17 protein-coding genes are annotated in these 16,098 nt (G+C 31.2%); 8 read left to right on the plus strand and 9 right to left on the minus strand.

What is annotated here, in order from left to right:
* Positions 1 to 340: 340 nt before the first annotated feature.
* The 3 genes from H0I26_RS05830 to H0I26_RS05840 all read left to right on the plus strand — a co-directional run bounded on the left by H0I26_RS05830 (position 341) and on the right by H0I26_RS05840 (position 3,298).
* Positions 341 to 1,906 carry a glycerol-3-phosphate dehydrogenase/oxidase gene (locus tag H0I26_RS05830; RefSeq protein WP_218701418.1) on the plus strand — a complete coding sequence of 522 codons (1,566 nt, stop codon included), beginning with the start codon at positions 341 to 343 and terminating at the stop codon, positions 1,904 to 1,906.
* A gap of 11 nt (positions 1,907 to 1,917) precedes the next feature.
* On the plus strand, positions 1,918 to 2,799 hold the full coding sequence (locus H0I26_RS05835) for a zinc-dependent peptidase (RefSeq protein ID WP_218701419.1): 882 nt from the start codon (positions 1,918 to 1,920) through the stop codon (positions 2,797 to 2,799).
* A gap of 79 nt (positions 2,800 to 2,878) precedes the next feature.
* Positions 2,879 to 3,298 carry a CBS domain-containing protein gene (locus H0I26_RS05840; RefSeq protein ID WP_218701420.1) on the plus strand — a complete coding sequence of 140 codons (420 nt, stop codon included), beginning with the start codon at positions 2,879 to 2,881 and terminating at the stop codon, positions 3,296 to 3,298.
* A 64-nt stretch (positions 3,299 to 3,362) separates the two neighbouring features.
* Here the strand turns inward: H0I26_RS05840 and rpe are convergent, their stop codons facing one another.
* The 4 genes from rpe to H0I26_RS05860 all read right to left on the minus strand — a co-directional run bounded on the left by rpe (position 3,363) and on the right by H0I26_RS05860 (position 6,774).
* A complete protein-coding gene (rpe, locus tag H0I26_RS05845) occupies positions 3,363 to 4,025 on the minus strand; it encodes a ribulose-phosphate 3-epimerase (protein WP_101016816.1) in 663 nt (220 codons plus the stop codon).
* Positions 4,026 to 4,067: 42 nt separating this feature from the next.
* Positions 4,068 to 4,475, minus strand: coding sequence for a BLUF domain-containing protein (locus H0I26_RS05850; RefSeq protein WP_218701421.1), 408 nt, complete (start codon positions 4,473 to 4,475; stop codon positions 4,068 to 4,070).
* Between the two features lie 135 nt (positions 4,476 to 4,610).
* Positions 4,611 to 5,474, minus strand: a complete 864-nt coding sequence (locus H0I26_RS05855; protein WP_101016821.1) for an RNA polymerase sigma factor RpoD/SigA — start codon at positions 5,472 to 5,474, stop codon at positions 4,611 to 4,613.
* Between the two features lie 268 nt (positions 5,475 to 5,742).
* Positions 5,743 to 6,774 carry a hypothetical protein gene (locus tag H0I26_RS05860; RefSeq protein ID WP_256935280.1) on the minus strand — a complete coding sequence of 344 codons (1,032 nt, stop codon included), beginning with the start codon at positions 6,772 to 6,774 and terminating at the stop codon, positions 5,743 to 5,745.
* A gap of 52 nt (positions 6,775 to 6,826) precedes the next feature.
* Between H0I26_RS05860 and H0I26_RS05865 the strand changes: the two genes are divergently transcribed.
* From H0I26_RS05865 to H0I26_RS05880, 4 genes are read left to right on the plus strand one after another with little or no spacing between them, the layout of a single operon-like run.
* On the plus strand, positions 6,827 to 9,136 hold the full coding sequence (locus H0I26_RS05865; RefSeq protein WP_218701422.1) for a phosphotransferase: 2,310 nt from the start codon (positions 6,827 to 6,829) through the stop codon (positions 9,134 to 9,136).
* The gene (locus H0I26_RS05870) at positions 9,129 to 9,644 is read left to right on the plus strand and encodes a CDP-archaeol synthase (protein ID WP_218701423.1); all 516 of its coding nucleotides are present in this window, start codon (positions 9,129 to 9,131) and stop codon (positions 9,642 to 9,644) included. Before H0I26_RS05865 ends, H0I26_RS05870 begins: the two co-directional genes overlap by 8 nt.
* A 3-nt stretch (positions 9,645 to 9,647) precedes the next feature.
* The gene (locus H0I26_RS05875) at positions 9,648 to 10,223 is read left to right on the plus strand and encodes a CDP-alcohol phosphatidyltransferase family protein (protein WP_218701424.1); all 576 of its coding nucleotides are present in this window, start codon (positions 9,648 to 9,650) and stop codon (positions 10,221 to 10,223) included.
* Positions 10,220 to 10,630 (plus strand): GtrA family protein, encoded by a 411-nt coding sequence (locus tag H0I26_RS05880; RefSeq protein ID WP_218701425.1) that lies wholly within the window; start codon positions 10,220 to 10,222, stop codon positions 10,628 to 10,630. Before H0I26_RS05875 ends, H0I26_RS05880 begins: the two co-directional genes overlap by 4 nt.
* 76 nt (positions 10,631 to 10,706) lie before the next feature.
* Here H0I26_RS05880 and H0I26_RS05885 read toward each other — a convergent pair whose 3' ends face one another.
* Positions 10,707 to 11,705: a hypothetical protein gene (locus tag H0I26_RS05885; RefSeq protein ID WP_218701426.1), complete on the minus strand. Its 999-nt coding sequence runs from the start codon at positions 11,703 to 11,705 to the stop codon at positions 10,707 to 10,709.
* 136 nt (positions 11,706 to 11,841) lie between these two features.
* On the opposite strand from H0I26_RS05885, the gene H0I26_RS05890 reads away from it, so the two are divergent.
* The gene (locus H0I26_RS05890) at positions 11,842 to 12,234 is read left to right on the plus strand and encodes a hypothetical protein (protein WP_218701427.1); all 393 of its coding nucleotides are present in this window, start codon (positions 11,842 to 11,844) and stop codon (positions 12,232 to 12,234) included.
* Positions 12,235 to 12,274: 40 nt separating this feature from the next.
* On the opposite strand, the gene H0I26_RS05895 is transcribed toward H0I26_RS05890, so the two are convergent.
* From H0I26_RS05895 to H0I26_RS05910, 4 genes are read right to left on the minus strand one after another with little or no spacing between them, the layout of a single operon-like run.
* Complete coding sequence (locus H0I26_RS05895) at positions 12,275 to 13,540, minus strand: hypothetical protein (RefSeq protein WP_218701428.1); 1,266 nt, start codon at positions 13,538 to 13,540, stop codon at positions 12,275 to 12,277.
* Entirely contained in the window at positions 13,530 to 14,081 is a 552-nt protein-coding gene (locus H0I26_RS05900) for an RNA polymerase sigma factor (protein WP_218701429.1), read from the minus strand. The genes H0I26_RS05895 and H0I26_RS05900 overlap by 11 nt, the downstream gene beginning before the upstream one ends.
* Before the next feature lie 34 nt (positions 14,082 to 14,115).
* The gene (locus H0I26_RS05905) at positions 14,116 to 15,168 is read right to left on the minus strand and encodes a hypothetical protein (protein WP_218701430.1); all 1,053 of its coding nucleotides are present in this window, start codon (positions 15,166 to 15,168) and stop codon (positions 14,116 to 14,118) included.
* A 16-nt stretch (positions 15,169 to 15,184) separates the two neighbouring features.
* Positions 15,185 to 15,982, minus strand: a complete 798-nt coding sequence (locus tag H0I26_RS05910; protein WP_218701431.1) for a hypothetical protein — start codon at positions 15,980 to 15,982, stop codon at positions 15,185 to 15,187.
* Positions 15,983 to 16,098: the final 116 nt, after the last annotated feature.

The following is a 16,098-nucleotide window of genomic DNA, read 5'->3' on the forward strand; positions in this document are numbered from 1 at the left end:
GCCGATTCATTTCATGTTGTTAATAGTGTTATTTGTTGAGGTAGGTTATTTTAATTAATTAAAGTTTCATAAGAATAGATGTTTTTTAAGTTATTACAAACTTAAATTGAATGTTTCGGAAGTAAAATATTATTTGATGAATTAGAGATGATTACGGCGATATCTTGATTTAAAAAGTTTAAACTCTTGCCGTATGAAATCACGAATAAATATAAAAATCCAGGATTAAAATTTCTGGTTTTTAATTGTTTTTATACATAAGCATAGCTTCTTCAAGGTTTGTCGTATAAACAGCAGGTATTTTATATATTTGGGATGGATCGTAATTATTAAGAACAAGATGTTTAACAGGGAAACTTTAGTAAATCAAATAAAAACTAACCCTAATTGGGACGTCATTGTCATTGGTGGTGGAGCGACAGGTTTGGGAGTTGCATTAGATGCCACAACAAGAGGTTATAAAACCTTATTGTTAGAACAGGTAGATTTTGCAAAAGGAACTTCTAGCCGAAGTACAAAACTAGTGCATGGAGGTGTTAGATATTTGGCACAAGGTAATGTGGACTTAGTCCGTGAGGCTTTGTATGAAAGAGGTTTGATGATGAAAAACGCTTCCCATTTAGTCAGTAAACAATCTTTTATTATACCCAATTATAGCTGGTTTGACTCTGCTTTTTATACTATTGGACTAAAAGTGTACGATTTTTTATCTGGTAAATTAAGTTTTGGTAAATCTACAAGGATAAATAAACGGGACACAATGTCAAGGTTGTCAACGTTAAAAAATGACAAATTGAAAGGTGGTGTAGTCTATTACGATGGACAATTTGATGATGCTAGACTCGCTATTAATATGGCGCAAAGTTGTATTGAAAACGGCGCAACTGTTTTGAACCATTTTAAAGTAAAAACGTTGCTTAAAAATAATAAAGGTAACGTTGATGGTGTTTTGGCAAGTGACGGAGAGTCGGGACTTGACTATAAGTTAAAAGCAACCGTTGTCATTAATGCTACAGGCGTGTTTTCTGATGCGGTATTAAAAATGGACAATGTTAAGGCTAGAACCTCGATAAAGCCTAGTCAAGGGGTTCATTTAGTTTTTGATAAGTCATATTTACCCGGTGATGATGCCATTATGATTCCCAAAACGGACGATGGTCGAGTTTTGTTTTTAGTGCCTTGGCATGATAGGGTAGTGGTTGGTACAACCGATACGTTGGTCGATAACCATAGTTTAGAGCCGCAAGCTTTGGATGAAGAAATTAATTTTATCCTACAAACAGCAAATAAGTATTTAAATAAAAAGGTAAGCAAAAAGGATGTGCTCAGTATTTTTGCCGGACTCAGACCACTGGCAGCACCAAAAGATAATTCTGCAAAAACAAAAGAAATCTCTAGAAGCCATAAAATTATCGTGGCAAAGTCAGGATTAATTACAATTACTGGTGGAAAATGGACGACTTACAGACGCATGGCGCAGGATACTATTAATAAAGTAATAGCACTTAAAAAGTTACCCAAAGTAAAATGTAAAACAAAAGACTTGCTAATACATGGCGCTAATGGGACAGTCGATAGATCCAATCATTTATATATTTATGGAACAGATCAAAAACATATTGTAGATTTAATTACAGATAATCCAGAATTATCAACCCGTTTACATCCACGTTTAGAATTTACAAAAGCAGAAGTTGTTTGGGCTGTAAGAAATGAAATGGCAAGAACTATTGAGGATGTGTTGGCAAGGCGTGTGCGCGTTTTGTTTTTAGATGCTAAAGCGGCAATCGAAATTGCACCAATGGTCGGAGAGCTTATCAGAGTTGAATTACAGCAAACATCAGAATGGAAAGCGAAGCAAATTTTAGACTTTATTAATATAGCACAACAGTACGTTTTAAAATAAAATAGACCTATATGCTGCTAGAAGTTGAGACCAAATTAGAAGAAAATCCTGTAGTAATTGAGTATGTTACAAATGTTGGGATTATTTTACTGGTTATTTTTATTACCATTATAAGTTTGATTTGGTGCTTTAAATTAATAGAAAGCATCTATATTGATTATATCGGTGGTAAGCCTTTATTTCGTCATTTGTATTATCGAGTGAAAGATTTAAAATCCAATCAAAAAAGAATTCTTGAAAGTCAATTTAAATTTTATAATACGCTTAGTGCCAAAGAGCGACGCTATTTTAGACACCGCGTTCATAAATTTTTAAATACAACAGAATTTGTTGGAAAAGACGGTGTCATAATAACAGATCAACATCGTGTTTTGATTGCTGCTACAGCAATAATGCTAACCTTTGGTTATCGGGATTATGCTATAAAGTTAGTTGATAAGATATTAATTTACCCATCTAGTTTTTATTCTAATCTTGATAAGGCGTATCATAAAGGGCACTTTAATCCAGGTTTTAGAGCTGTAATATTGTCATGGGAAGATTTTTTAATAGGATATAAAATTGACGATGATAATTTGAATTTAGGTATTCATGAGTTTATCCACGCCCTGCATTTAAGTTATTTAAAAGCCGAATATAAAAATGAAGTCACTGCATATTTGTTTTTACGTGGACTGGAAGCTGTAATGGATTATATCAACTCCAATGCGGTGTGTAAAAATAAGATTAGAAATTCTGATTATTTTAGAGAGTATGCTTTTGAAAATGATTTTGAATTTGTAGCTGTACTTATCGAGAGTTTTATTGAAACTCCAAGCGAATTTAAAACGCAATTTCCGGAAATTTACGATAGAGTAAAGCAAATGCTTAACTTTAATTTTAAGGGGTATTAAATCTGTTTCTACTGACTTTTATCATGTTTATTTAGCCAAATTACGCCTAACTTTATAGTATAATTTAAAAGCTATTATCATGAAAAAAAGAACTCCTGTATCAGAAATAATGACCAACAATGTCATTGCTTTAAATAAGACTGACGATTTAGAAAAAGCAGAAAAATTATTTAAAGAACATAAAATAAGACATATTCCTGTGGTTAGTGGTGATCAGATAATAGGTATGTTAAGTTACACGGACTTACTTAGAATCAGTTTTGCAGATGCTGCAGAGGATTATGCTGTAGATGTTGAAAGTGTAGTCTATAATATGTTTACTATTGAGCAAGTAATGGCTAAAAACTTGGTAAGTGTATCAAGTAATAGCACTATAAAAGAAGTGGCAGAATTATTGGCCCAAAAAGAATTTCATGCATTGCCTGTTGTAGATAATAACGTTTTGGTTGGTATTGTTACTACAACAGATTTAATTAATTACTTAATCAAACAGTTTTAGGGATAATATTAAATTAAGTAAGTAATTAAAAAAAGGCTCCAATAATTTGGAGCCTTTTTAGATATTAACTGTTAGCTAATGTTTTTAGATTTTTTATAGTTTCTGGCTGATTTTCACTTTTAAAAACGTGACTTCCAGCAACAAATACATTGGCGCCTGCATCAACCAGTTTTTTTATGTTCTTGTCAGTAACACCACCATCGATCTCTATAAGCGTATCTAAACCTTGATCATCAATCATTTTACGGAGTTTACGAACTTTTTGGTATGTAATCTCTTCAAATTTTTGTCCACCAAACCCTGGGTTAATAGACATTAATAGTACCATATAACATTCTGGTAAAATATCTTCCAGTACGGATACGGGTGTGGTTAAGTTTAGTACGATACCTGCTTTACAACCAGCATCTTTAATTTGTCTTAAAGTACGGTGTAAATGGACCGTAGACTCATGGTGTACAGTAATTATATCTGCACCAACCTTTGCAAACTCTTCGATGTAGCGCTCAGGTTTTTCAATCATTAAATGGACATCCAAAGGTTTTTTAGCATGTTTTTTTATAGCAGCAATAACAGGCATTCCATAAGATATGTTTGGTACAAAGTGACCATCCATAACATCTATATGAAACCAGTCGGCATCACTATTATTTACCATTTCTGTATCGCGTTGCAGGTTACCAAAATCGGCAGCAAGCATTGACGGAGCAATTAATTTTGAAGACATTTTTTTAGTTTTGTGTTGTTTTTACAAAGCTAAGGTTTTTTATTAGTGGTCACTTAATAGCGCTTCAATTATTTCTAAAAACAACGGGCTATTTTCATGTTTTTGGTGGTTTAAATTGGAGACAAACTGTTGTAGGCTATAAAGGGTATCAATATCTTTAATAACAGAATAGCCGATGTCAAACGTTTTAAAACTTAAATGTGGGATAGAGATATTTAAAAACTCTGTAATATTGGTATGTCTATAATCTTTCTTAATATCCTCGTAAACCGTATCTATAATAATAGGATTGCCCTCTAGTACCTGAAAAAACACATCATTCCGTTTGACTAAAAAACCAGTGATATTATGACTGTCGTTTTTTAATTGTGTTTGATTAAATAAAGCTTCAAGCTCTAAAAGTTGTAATGCTTTATTCGCATTGCTTTTGTAACAAATTGTTTTTAACATACCCATAAATAATAATGCAAAAAAAATAAAAATTTAATGTCTAAAATGAGTGAACCCGAAGTAATCAGCTTCGGGTTCTTCATCAATCAAAAAACGAACAGTTATGAATAACTGTTTGTTATTGTAACCTAGGTTTTATCCTAAGTATGTTTTTAATATTTTACTTCTAGACGTATGTTTTAATCTACGAATAGCTTTTTCTTTAATTTGTCTAACACGCTCTCTAGTTAGGTCAAATGTTTCACCAATTTCTTCTAAAGTCATTGGGTGTTGGTTACCTAAACCAAAGTATAATCTGATAACATCAGCTTCACGAGGCGTTAATGTTTCTAAAGCACGCTCAATTTCTGTACGTAAAGATTCGTGTAATAAATCACGATCTGGATTTGGTGATTCACCAGAGTTTAAAACATCATATAAGTTAGAATCTTCACCTTCTACTAAAGGCGCATCCATACTGACGTGACGACCAGAATTTTTCATTGACTCTTTAACATCGTTAATAGTCATGTCTAATTCCTTAGCAATTTCTTCTGGACTTGGCGGACGCTCATGCGCTTGTTCCAAGAAAGCAAAAGTTTTATTTATTTTATTAATAGACCCAATCTTATTTAACGGTAAACGTACAATTCTAGATTGCTCCGCTAATGCTTGTAAAATAGATTGTCTAATCCACCATACCGCATAAGATATAAATTTAAAACCACGCGTTTCATCAAAACGTTGTCCAGCTTTAATTAATCCTAAGTTACCTTCATTAATTAAATCAGGAAGTGTTAATCCTTGATTTTGGTATTGTTTGGCTACCGATACAACAAAACGTAAGTTAGCTTTAGTCAGTTTTTCAAGTGCTACTTGATCTCCAGCCTTGATGCGTTGTGCTAATTCTACCTCTTCATCTGCAGTAATTAGGTCAACTTTTCCAATCTCCTGTAGATACTTATCTAAGGATGCGGTCTCACGGTTAGTAACCTGTTTGGTAATTTTAAGTTGTCTCATCTAAAAAAGTGTGATTAATTTCTTGTGTGTAAATTGCTATCAATAGTTATACGTGAGTAAGTTAGGTTTTGTTACAAAAAAGTGTAATTATTTTTATTTATTAATTTTGGCGTTACGTTTTTAATCTTGAAAAAGGCTTAAAAACGTCAGGCTGTCCATTATATCTTTTTTACTTGTTTGCGATACTTTTGCTCATGCTTCACAAAAATACTCAAACTAAAGTAAAAAAGGATGCCATTTCCATCCTTAACGCACTTACTCTTGCGACTTACTCAAAATCTAACAACTCTGTTGCTTCAATCAATTGCTTTAAAGCACCAATCTTAGTATATAATTTATTAAAAAAGCTATTGCGTTCTTTCTCTCCAGCAGTATTTAATAATTTAGAGTTTTGTAATTGTTTGGTCAAAAAACGTTCAGCTTCCTTACAAGTATGTTTATCTTCTGTCTTATAATACGATAACAACGTAAACGGGACATATAATAGTTGGTTATTTGGCGTGCTAACCAAAACATTATTATTCATTAAATGCAATTCATTATAGTATAATAAAAAGGGATGGTCTTCTGCTATCAACTTATTAAAAATAGTGGTAATTAATTGTTGTAATAAATCACATAACAGCAAAGCAGTGCTAGATTTTACTTGCCCAGCCTGAAAATAAAAATGAATTTGTTTTAACGTACTATTTATGGTCGTAATATCCCAAATCTCTTGTGTATTTAGGTTGCTGTACAAACTCCCTAATTGTTTTCCGGCGATAATTAAAGAAGGGCTAGGCGCAAAATTATCAAAACTTTTATTGGCCAATTGTGGATTTAATAACTTTAACCAAACATAATATTTAAACTGACTTAAAGTATCGCCATTTAAGTTGTAAAATAAGGGGATGTCCTTTGCCGAATATAAAAGAGTACTATCCTTTTGTTGTAATAAAGGTAAAAGGGACTGGTACGAATCTTCAAAGTACTGTTGCAGTTGTGCTTCATTTTCAATATGTTTTGTCTTTTCAATGGTCACAAATTCTGTCGAAGTGGTTTCAAATAAACGATCTAAAGATAAATTGTAATACTTGGCTAATGCAATGCTTTCATCTAAAGATAATTTACTTTTTAAACTTACTCGTCTATGGGCAGCATCATAGCTAATATCTAAAGCGGTGGCTACTGCTTCAATAGTTGAGGTATTGGCAGGTAATTCAGTTTTTAAATAGTCTAAAAAAGTGGTTTGAAACATATCGTAAAATACTAAAATTTGTGATAAACGCAAAAAATAGTTTTCTGTTATGTGATTTACCATATTTAAAATGTGATTATAGCAATAGTTTTGAATTAAATTTAAAACAATAGTCATGAAAATACCAATTATTCCAGGAAGAGGACTTGTAACAAGGACAGCAACTGCTATGCGTTTAGATTTTCTTGAATCGAATAGTGTGCCTACTAACCTAATTTCGGATGCTAGATTAGACCTTGACGATATTAAAAATAATATAGAATCATATATAGGAAGTACAGAAATCCCTTTGGGCATCGTAGGGCCTTTGCTTTTTAATGATTCAGACCAACACGAATTAACCTATTGTGCAGCAGGGACGTTAGAAGGAGCTTTAGTGGCAAGTATGAATCGTGGCGCAAAAGTGATTAGTAAAAGTGGTGGATTTTCTGCCGAAGTACTATGGCAAAAAATGACCCGGTCTCCGATGTTTATATTTAGTGTAGAAGCAGAAGCGATACGTTTTGAACGTTTTATTGAGCTCAATTTTAACAACATTAAAAAAGCAGCAGAGTGCTATTCTAATCATGCTAAACTAGAAGAGATTAGTATTACTAGACTTGACGAAGTGGTGCATTTAAAATTTATATACAGTACCGGTGATGCTTCTGGACAAAATATGACGACAACCTGTACTTGGCATGCTATGTTATTTATTGTGGACCAATTTAAAAAGGCCACTAATATTGTTCCTGTAGATTTTGTTATTGAAGGTAATGGTGCTAGTGATAAAAAAGTATCGCAGACTAATATAAATTCTGGTCGAGGTATTAATGTTGTGGCAGAATGCAGTATTCCTGAACAGGTCATAAAAGAGACTTTAAGAACAACGACTGATAAGCTTTTAAAATGTTTTAATCCTTCAAAAACCCAAGCCTTAAAAAATGGGATGGTTGGTTATAATATTAATGTAGCTAATGCTATTGCTGCCATTTTTGTAGCAACAGGTCAAGATTTAGCTTCTATTCACGAGTCCAGTACCGGTTTTTTGCATTTAGAAAAAAGAGAGGAGAGTTTATATATTAGACTAACATTACCAAATTTAGTAATAGGTAGCGTAGGAGGTGGGACAGCTTTACCAAAACAATCTCAAGCACTAAAAATTATGAAGTGTGAGGGTAGCGGTAAAGTTAATCGATTTGCAAAGCTTATAGCTGGTTTTGCTTTAGGCCTAGAAATATCGACCTATGCAGCGATTGTTAGTGGAGAGTTTGCTAAAGCTCATGAAAAACTAGGACGAAATAAACCTGTCAAATGGTTTTTAAAGTCAGAGATTACTCCGGATTTTATTCAATCTAATCTTACTAACTATTTTAAAGACAAGAAAATGGTTACTGTCAAACCTAATAACGATGTGTTGTTAGAAAATGGGATACTTACTAATATCGCTTCTAAAGTCAATAAAAAGATAACGGGTTTTATACCTTTTCAAGTTAATTATACCAATGCTAATAACATTCTAGATAGTAAAAAGGTACTTGTTAAGTCCAAGCCATTAGATGACGACGTTATAAAAGGGTTACACATCATTGCAGCGTCCATTGATCCAAATTTAGCAGATGTGTTAAATGGAGCAAAAGCTAATTTGGAATATCATAGATGCCATTTAAAAGAAATCGAATTATACGACTATTTGTATCAGAACGGGTTTGAAAATAGCCCTAATTATTATGGGAAGTATGTCAACTCTAAGCGAGAAGTTTATATGATTATTCAAGAGTATTTAGAGGCTGACTCTATGCGGATAATGAATTCTGAAAATAATCCAGAGTTATGGAGTCAAGAAGATATACTTACCGTTATAAAATCAATATCTAAGTTTCATAAAATGGCAAAAGTCTCAGATTTTAAACACGTACGTAATTTTGAACCATGGAAATCAAAGCCGTTTTATAAAAAAATCATGGCTATTTTAATCAGAGAATGTACAGATCAAAAAAATGCAGTTGTGCTAAATGATTTATACCATCAAATAGAAGGTTTGCAAACCGAATCAGAGACGATAGTATTGAAGCAAACGGTTATTCATAATGATTTTAATCCTCGGAATATAGCAATAACAAAAGCAGGTTTGCCTATTATTTATGATTGGGAATTAGCTATGGTCGATTTTCCACATCGAGATATAGTGGAGTTTTTGAGTTTTGTTTTACCATTACATTTTACAAAAGAAACGTTCTTTTTTTATTTAAAGGCACACTATAATTTATACAGCTCTGAGTCTTGGAAGGACTGGTTAATGGGGTATAGCTATTCGCTTAAAGTTTATATTATCACTAGGCTTTCGTTTTATGAAGTGGCAGGATTATTAGTCGCGTATGACTTCTCTAAAAGAGTTTTAAATACAGCATTAGTAATGTTAAATTATCTAACAGAAGATGAGTAGTTTTTTAGAGCATATAACTGTTGTCTTAGCGCCTTTAATAGTGTCTAATACATTACATATGTTAGTTGTAAAAAGAGAGTATTTTGAATGGTTAAAACAACCTATTCTTGATGACGCATTTGGAAGTAATAAGACATGGCGAGGATTTGTGTTTGTACCATTAGTAAATGCAGTAGGATTACAAATACTAGACGTCGTGTCTAGTTATAATGTACAAAATGCTTTTGGTTTAGGTTTTATGTTGGGGTTCGCTTATATGCTGTTTGAATTACCCAACTCTTATATGAAACGAAAGTTAGGGATTAAATCTGGTCAGCATTCTAGCAAAAACCAAGTGTGGTTTGCATTGATAGATAAAACAGATTCTGCTTTTGGAGTATCGCTCTTCTATTTTTTACTTGGGTATATAGATTATCAATATGGAATACTCTTATTTCTGTTAAGTAGCTTAACTCACATATTCGCTAGTTTTTTACTATTGAAATTAAAATTAAAACAATCTTTTTAAATTATGAAAAAAGAAAATATATATAATGTTCCGAATTTTTTGAGCTTTTATAGGTTACTTACTTTTCCATTAGTGTTATGGTTTATCTATGTGGGGGAAGACAATCTATTCGCTCTGTTTTTATGCATAAATTTAATTACAGATATCCTGGATGGTTTAATTGCTAGGACGTTTAATTTGAAAACAGAATTTGGAGCAAAATTAGATTCTTTAGCAGATAACGGAACCTTTATAGCGGCTTTTATAGGGATCTTTACTTTTAAAATGGAAGAATTATCTCAATCGATCTGGATGCTTTGGTTATTTATATCTTTTTTTATTTTGGGTTTACTACTCTCTTTTTTAAAATTTAAACAATATCCAAGTTTACATTTGTACACAACAAAAATTGGAGGCTACATTCAAGGACTATTTATTTTTGTTTTATTCGCATGGGGTTATAATGCTAATTTGTTTTACTTAGCCATGCTTTTAGGTTACATATCTCATATTGAAGAAATTATAATTTTGTTGCTGTCTAAAGAAGTGGTCTCCGATGTAAAAGGGTTGTACTGGGTTTTAAAAGAAAAGAACAAATGAATCTGATAACGCTTTACAAAGGTTCTCAATATTTTCGGATACTTATTGTAGCTATAATTGGAGCTGCTTTTAGTTTTTTTACTTACGAAATTATATTTTATTTAAATCCATTTTCACCGAGGGCTACAATAAGTTGGAGTGTCGCTTTTGTAATAGGGGTTGCAAGACAACATGCATTACATCGTTATTTTAGCTTTCAGGATAAAAGGGCTTATTTTATTAGTTTGTATCGTGCTTATGTCGTTGATTTTAGTGGGTTGGTGTTTAGCGCTGCTTTAAGTTGGTTTCTGTCTCAGATTTTACAGTTTAATTACAGACTGACGTGGTTGTGTTGTTTATTATCCACAGCAGTAATAAGTTTAGTGTTTCTTAAAAGATTTGTTTTTAAATCTGAATCTGCTGCATAGTTATTAATTAGTGAAAAATAAATAAATAAATAAATAAATAAATAAATAAAGTTTAGTTATAAAAACGAGATCAATTTTAATCAAATTGAAAATTGACATCTATTAGAATTCTTTCTTTTAGTTTATTAATTTTTTGATGCATTTTATTAAAAAATAAAGTGCGATCCTTTTCTCCAGAATGGACTAATAATTTTGAGTTGGTCATTTGTCTATTAAAAAAGTCATCCATAATATTGCAAGTGTCTGGATGTTCTATTTTTAAATATTCTAAAACAGTATAAGGAACAAAAAAGGTTTTTTTATATGTGGTTTTGACCATAATAATGTTGCTCATAGTTAATAAATCACTTTTATATAAATGATAAGAAGCATTGTTTTTTGAATTAATAATACTTTGTTGTATTGTTTGTTCTTCAATATGATTAATAATTTCTTCTAAATCATCACATATTTTTAAAGCCAATGTTTTGGATAATAATTGAGATTCGTAGAAGTAAATTATTTGCTGTATGGTCCCGTTAATTGTATTGTCATTCCAGAACTCGGTAATGTTTATAAAGTTATAAGTTTCGCCAAGCTGTATTGCTTTTTCTATTAAAGATTTTGGTATTGTATCAATAAATTGATCAAAAGAAATTTTGCTTTTAGTCATTTCTTTATTGGTTAGTTTTAACCAAACGTAAATTTTATAGCGTGTTATAAAAGAATCTTTTAAGGTGTAAAACAAAGGGATATCTTTTGCAGAGTATAAAATAGAAGCACTTTTTAGTTTGGTTAGTGGTGTTAAATTTTCTATAGATTTAGTAAAATAAGACTCTAAGTGCATTTCATTAGATATGATTGGAGACTTCTCAACCAAAACAGTATTTTGGCTACCAACCTGATAAAGATTATTTAGCGATATCTTATAATGTTTAGCCAATAGAACGGCTTCTGTTAAGCTTAGATTTGTCTTGTTGGTAGTGCGTCTGTAGGCTGCATCATAACCAATGTCTAAAACCGAGGCTATTTCATCAACAAATGAATTGCTATTGGTTTTTTTCTTTTTTAGAAATTTGAAAAAGTGTTCTTGCATATTTTACAAAATATAACTTCAATTTAATTAAAACTTGTGATATACAATAGTTTAAGTTTTTATTTTTAGCATTATTTAACTCACACTGTTAATTATTGCAAGTAATTTAGACGTGTAACCAATAAAATTTTTAATTATGAAAACAATTAAATTAATGTGTGTCTGCTTAACTATGTTAATCATATTACAAAGTTGTCGCGTTTATCATTCCAAAACAGTAACGTTAGAAGAAGCGACTGCGTCAGCGGAACGGGTGAAGATTAAAACAAAAGAAAATAAGATCTTAAAGTTTCATAAAATTATTTTAGAAGAGGGGCAGTTTTATGGAGTAAAAATAAAAGGAGAAGACATAAGTAAGACGCTACTAAATACGGAAGATTTAGAGCAGGTGAGATTACATAATAAAAACTTGTCTGTAATATTAGGAATTGCTGTGCCGATTATATCTGTCGTTGGTATATTGGTTATTGCAATAGTTAACTGGAATGGTCCGCAAATTGGAGATATCCAAACGTCAAATTTAAATTAAAAGTCCATCAAAACTTGATGGACTTTTCAGACTAATTAATTTAAAATTTATATTCTAAACCTCCAAGAACGGATAATGTAAATGTTTTTGAGTCCAACCTGTTTTCTAATGGTTTAAAATGATATTTGAAGATGGGCTCTACAACAATATGGAGTTTGTTAATTATTAAGGTGTCAAAACTTAAGCCTAAGTTAACAGACATGTTTGAGTTTTCTATGGTTTCTATTTGTAAGTTGTTTTCTATTCCGTTAGTATACAGCTTAGCTTTATCTAATAATAGATAACTCACCCCTGCTAGTACAGAAGTATTTATTTTACCATTAAGTAGCTTTTGTCTGACCTCTATTGGGATTTCAAAGTAGCTTATTTTTTGACTGAAGTTGAAATTGTCTTCATCTGATGTGAAGTTTAGGTCCAGTTTGGCAAACCCTATTCTAATAGATATATCTTTTGTTGCTAAATAATTGACCTTAAGACCATAGTTTGTTGATGTATTATTTTTTGTAGCGTGGTTTAAGCTTCCAAAATAATCTAATGATATGTATGGCATCACACTCCATCGTTTAAGTTTTGGATTTTTAATACTGTCTTTTTTAACACTGTCTTTCTTTTCCAGTGGTAGCTTGTTCTGAATACTGTCCTCTGTTTTTTTAAGTTTTAAACTGTCGGTAGTACTGGAATGGGTGAGTTTAGATTTTAGATCTAAAGTCTTTGTATTACTATTGATAATAGCTCCTTTTGTTTTGTTTAAGTTTAATAGAGAAGTGTTCTCATTGTTATTATTAGATGGATTAACTTTACTAAACGTTTTTGTTTTTGTCATGTTGTTTTTAGTCCAACTTCTATTTGCACTACTACTACTACTACTACTACTACTACTACTACTACTACTACTACTACTACTACTACTACTACTATAATTGCTGTTGTTATTATTATTATTATTATTATCGTTTTGTTTTGTTGTTGTATTAGTGAAACTATTTGTTGTTTCAGTAACAACTGTATTTTTTCTTGTTATATTATTTATTGATTTTTTGCTGTTTTTAGAATTAGTATTTTTTATTTGTACTACAGGTACAGATTCGTCATTTTTAAGCATGCCTTTGTAATCAGTATTGAACTGAAAGAATAACAACGTTAGTAATAATAATCCTGTAGTAGGCAAAAGGAAAAAGAGAATACGTCTTTTCTTTTTCTTTTTTAAATCAGTTTCAATTTTATCCCAAACCATAACGTCTGGAGCCTTTTGTAGGTCTTTCAGTCGGTGTTTAATTCCATCACCTATGTCTTTGTTAACTTCCATAGTATAGTTTCGGTTTATTTTGATTTAATGTAATAATTTTTTGCTTTAAAATAGCTTTAGCTCTATGTAAGTTGGATTTAGAAGTATTTGCTGTAATGTTTAATAAATCGGCTATTTCTTTATGCGAATAGTTGTCTAGTTGGTATAAGTTAAAAACCAAACGATACTGGTCTGGTAATTCTTGAATACAATTTAGAATGCTGTCTAATTCAATATTTAGATCGTCTTCACTAACTGTTGTGTCTTCAAGAATATCGTTTTTAATTTCAATATTAAAGGGTCTTTCTTTTTTATATTTATTAATAGCTTGATTGATGGTAATACGTTTCATCCATCCTTCGAAAGACCCTTTACCTTTATATTTTTTTATACTATTAAAAATTTCTATAAAAGAATCATGCAAGTTGTCTTGGGCTTCATTACTGTTTTTTGAATATTTAAGACACAGTATATACAAGGTGTCTTTATATTTTTGATATAAATCACCTTGTGCCTTTAGGTTATTTTTTCGGCAAGCTTTTATAAGTTGTTCTAGCTCCAAATACTGTGGTTTAATTAAACAGTTGGTTTATTGATTAACAAGATTGTGCTCTGATTAATATTGTAATTATATAAAAGGTGTCATCCGTTAGGCTCTCTACACGAATATATACATTTTGAAATTGAGATGTGTTTAGGTAAACTTGATCAGATGCTATTGCATTGGTATTGTTTTCGGCATCTTCTTCTGTTTCAAAATAGACAAGGTTTGTATTAGAACTATCTATTTGAAGTATGTTTGTGATACAAAAAGCGTAGTTGTCAAAGGTAAATTCTGCAACTCCCGGTGTGTCCTCTAATTCGCATTCTTCAAATGCAAAATTATGACATAAAGCAAAATCATTATCACAATATTGATGTATTACAAATGTTTTCTCTCCATTAGTCAGTTGCAGAGAGTTTTGATCGATAAAATTTACTTTCCAATCAAAATTAAAATAGGAGCCAGCAACACCTCCATTATTAAGGCTTATGTTTATATTCATGTCTCCTTCAATAAATAATACGGTCCATGATCCAAAAAATAAGTCATCACCATTTGTAAAAGTAATTGATCCATCATCTTCATTAAATACAGCTCCTAAGTATATGTTTTCGGTACCTCTTGTATATCCGATTTTCCAAACACAGTTGCTTATTAGCTCAAGAGCAGACTCGGCTTCGCTAGCTTCGACCTCTCGAATACAAGCGTCAACGTTGTCTTGAAGTTCTTCATTGTTATTGATCGTAAAAATAGTGCCGTCGTCTAATTGAGTCGTTATGGGGTAACTTATGCTAATTGAAAAATTATCTTCTAAATTATTTAAATAAGTTAAAAATAAAGCGTCATTTCGTATTAAAGTAGTGGCTAATAATTGCAATTCTTCATCAAAAGTATACATGGTTATAGGGTAGTTAAAATCTACACAGGTTACAGGTAATTCCTCTTCAGGGTCGTCCGCAATTCTAGCTAGATTATTGTATAACTCTGAGTGTACTGCAATGGTGTCTTCAGCGTTAATATTTAGGCCTCCAATCGGTTCGTTCTGGCAGGAGAATAAAGAAATTAAGATTAAAAATACCGATAGGAATTTAAGAGTGGTTTTCATGTGTTATATTTTGTGATTAATAATAGACGTATTCAGTAGTTAAAGAGGTTCCAAAGTCAGCGCTTTCTTCAGTTCGACTAATAGGATAATTAGTGTCGTTGTATGTATAAATGAAATCAACATGATCAGTAATGTTATTCCCATTGTATTCAAAACTTAAGGCATTATTATTAGTGCCTGCGTGTATAATTTCGTTTAAAAGATGGGCTTGATTTAAAATGTTTTTTGAAGCAATATTTTTGAATAACCCATTTTTATCATCATAAGTGTAGGTTAATGAGTAGTTATTAGTTGTTAAGGTTGTCCTATTACCGTTATCATCAATTATATAATTATTCTCCCCAATGTTTTGAATTTGTATGTTATAATCTCCGACGTATATATTATCAGTAACAGTGTTACTTGTGTTGTAAGTTAGATCGTGCTTTTGAGCAGTCATATTAGATTCGTCAAACGATATATACCTAATAAATTCGTCGTTGTCATTATAATCAAATAGTGTATAGCTTGTTAAATTGTAGTTTTGATCATAGCCGTCAACTCGAATAGGACGGTTGTTATTGTCGTATGTGTATGTTAAGACACTGATAAGTTCTTCTTCGTTATTATAAAGGTTTTCTCTTGTTAGTTTGTTTCCTGAGTAGAAGTATTCTACAATCTTATGCAAATTGTTATTAGAGAATCTTGTAGTTGCTTTTTTTAAGAATATTGTATTTTCAATAAGTAGTGTTTCGTCTAAATCATTATTATCATTACAAGAAAATAGTGCTAATAATATTGAAAACAGGAACGATAGTTTAAGAGGACTTTTCATGACTTTGACTTTTTATGTTTACCTATAGTCCGATAATTTTAAAAAGGTTGCGTCAAAAAACAAGAAAATCTCAAAAAAATTAATTTTTGAGATTTTTTATATAATAGTTTTAAGGA

The organism is Olleya sp. HaHaR_3_96 (assembly GCF_019278545.1).
In the GTDB taxonomy this organism is placed as follows: Bacteria; Bacteroidota; Bacteroidia; order Flavobacteriales; family Flavobacteriaceae; genus Olleya.

Excerpts from the sequence above, each read along its gene's own strand:
- H0I26_RS05830 (WP_218701418.1), top strand. The coding sequence starts at position 341 with ATGTTTAACAGGGAAACTTTAGTAAATCAAATAAAAACTAACCCTAAT.
- H0I26_RS05835 (WP_218701419.1), top strand. The coding sequence starts at position 1,918 with ATGCTGCTAGAAGTTGAGACCAAATTAGAAGAAAATCCTGTAGTAATT.
- H0I26_RS05840 (WP_218701420.1), top strand. The coding sequence starts at position 2,879 with ATGAAAAAAAGAACTCCTGTATCAGAAATAATGACCAACAATGTCATT.
- rpe (WP_101016816.1), bottom strand. The coding sequence starts at position 4,025 with ATGTCTTCAAAATTAATTGCTCCGTCAATGCTTGCTGCCGATTTTGGT.
- H0I26_RS05850 (WP_218701421.1), bottom strand. The coding sequence starts at position 4,475 with ATGTTAAAAACAATTTGTTACAAAAGCAATGCGAATAAAGCATTACAA.
- H0I26_RS05855 (WP_101016821.1), bottom strand. The coding sequence starts at position 5,474 with ATGAGACAACTTAAAATTACCAAACAGGTTACTAACCGTGAGACCGCA.
- H0I26_RS05860 (WP_256935280.1), bottom strand. The coding sequence starts at position 6,774 with ATGGTAAATCACATAACAGAAAACTATTTTTTGCGTTTATCACAAATT.
- H0I26_RS05865 (WP_218701422.1), top strand. The coding sequence starts at position 6,827 with ATGAAAATACCAATTATTCCAGGAAGAGGACTTGTAACAAGGACAGCA.
- H0I26_RS05870 (WP_218701423.1), top strand. The coding sequence starts at position 9,129 with ATGAGTAGTTTTTTAGAGCATATAACTGTTGTCTTAGCGCCTTTAATA.
- H0I26_RS05875 (WP_218701424.1), top strand. The coding sequence starts at position 9,648 with ATGAAAAAAGAAAATATATATAATGTTCCGAATTTTTTGAGCTTTTAT.
- H0I26_RS05880 (WP_218701425.1), top strand. The coding sequence starts at position 10,220 with ATGAATCTGATAACGCTTTACAAAGGTTCTCAATATTTTCGGATACTT.
- H0I26_RS05885 (WP_218701426.1), bottom strand. The coding sequence starts at position 11,705 with ATGCAAGAACACTTTTTCAAATTTCTAAAAAAGAAAAAAACCAATAGC.
- H0I26_RS05890 (WP_218701427.1), top strand. The coding sequence starts at position 11,842 with ATGAAAACAATTAAATTAATGTGTGTCTGCTTAACTATGTTAATCATA.
- H0I26_RS05895 (WP_218701428.1), bottom strand. The coding sequence starts at position 13,540 with ATGGAAGTTAACAAAGACATAGGTGATGGAATTAAACACCGACTGAAA.
- H0I26_RS05905 (WP_218701430.1), bottom strand. The coding sequence starts at position 15,168 with ATGAAAACCACTCTTAAATTCCTATCGGTATTTTTAATCTTAATTTCT.
- H0I26_RS05910 (WP_218701431.1), bottom strand. The coding sequence starts at position 15,982 with ATGAAAAGTCCTCTTAAACTATCGTTCCTGTTTTCAATATTATTAGCA.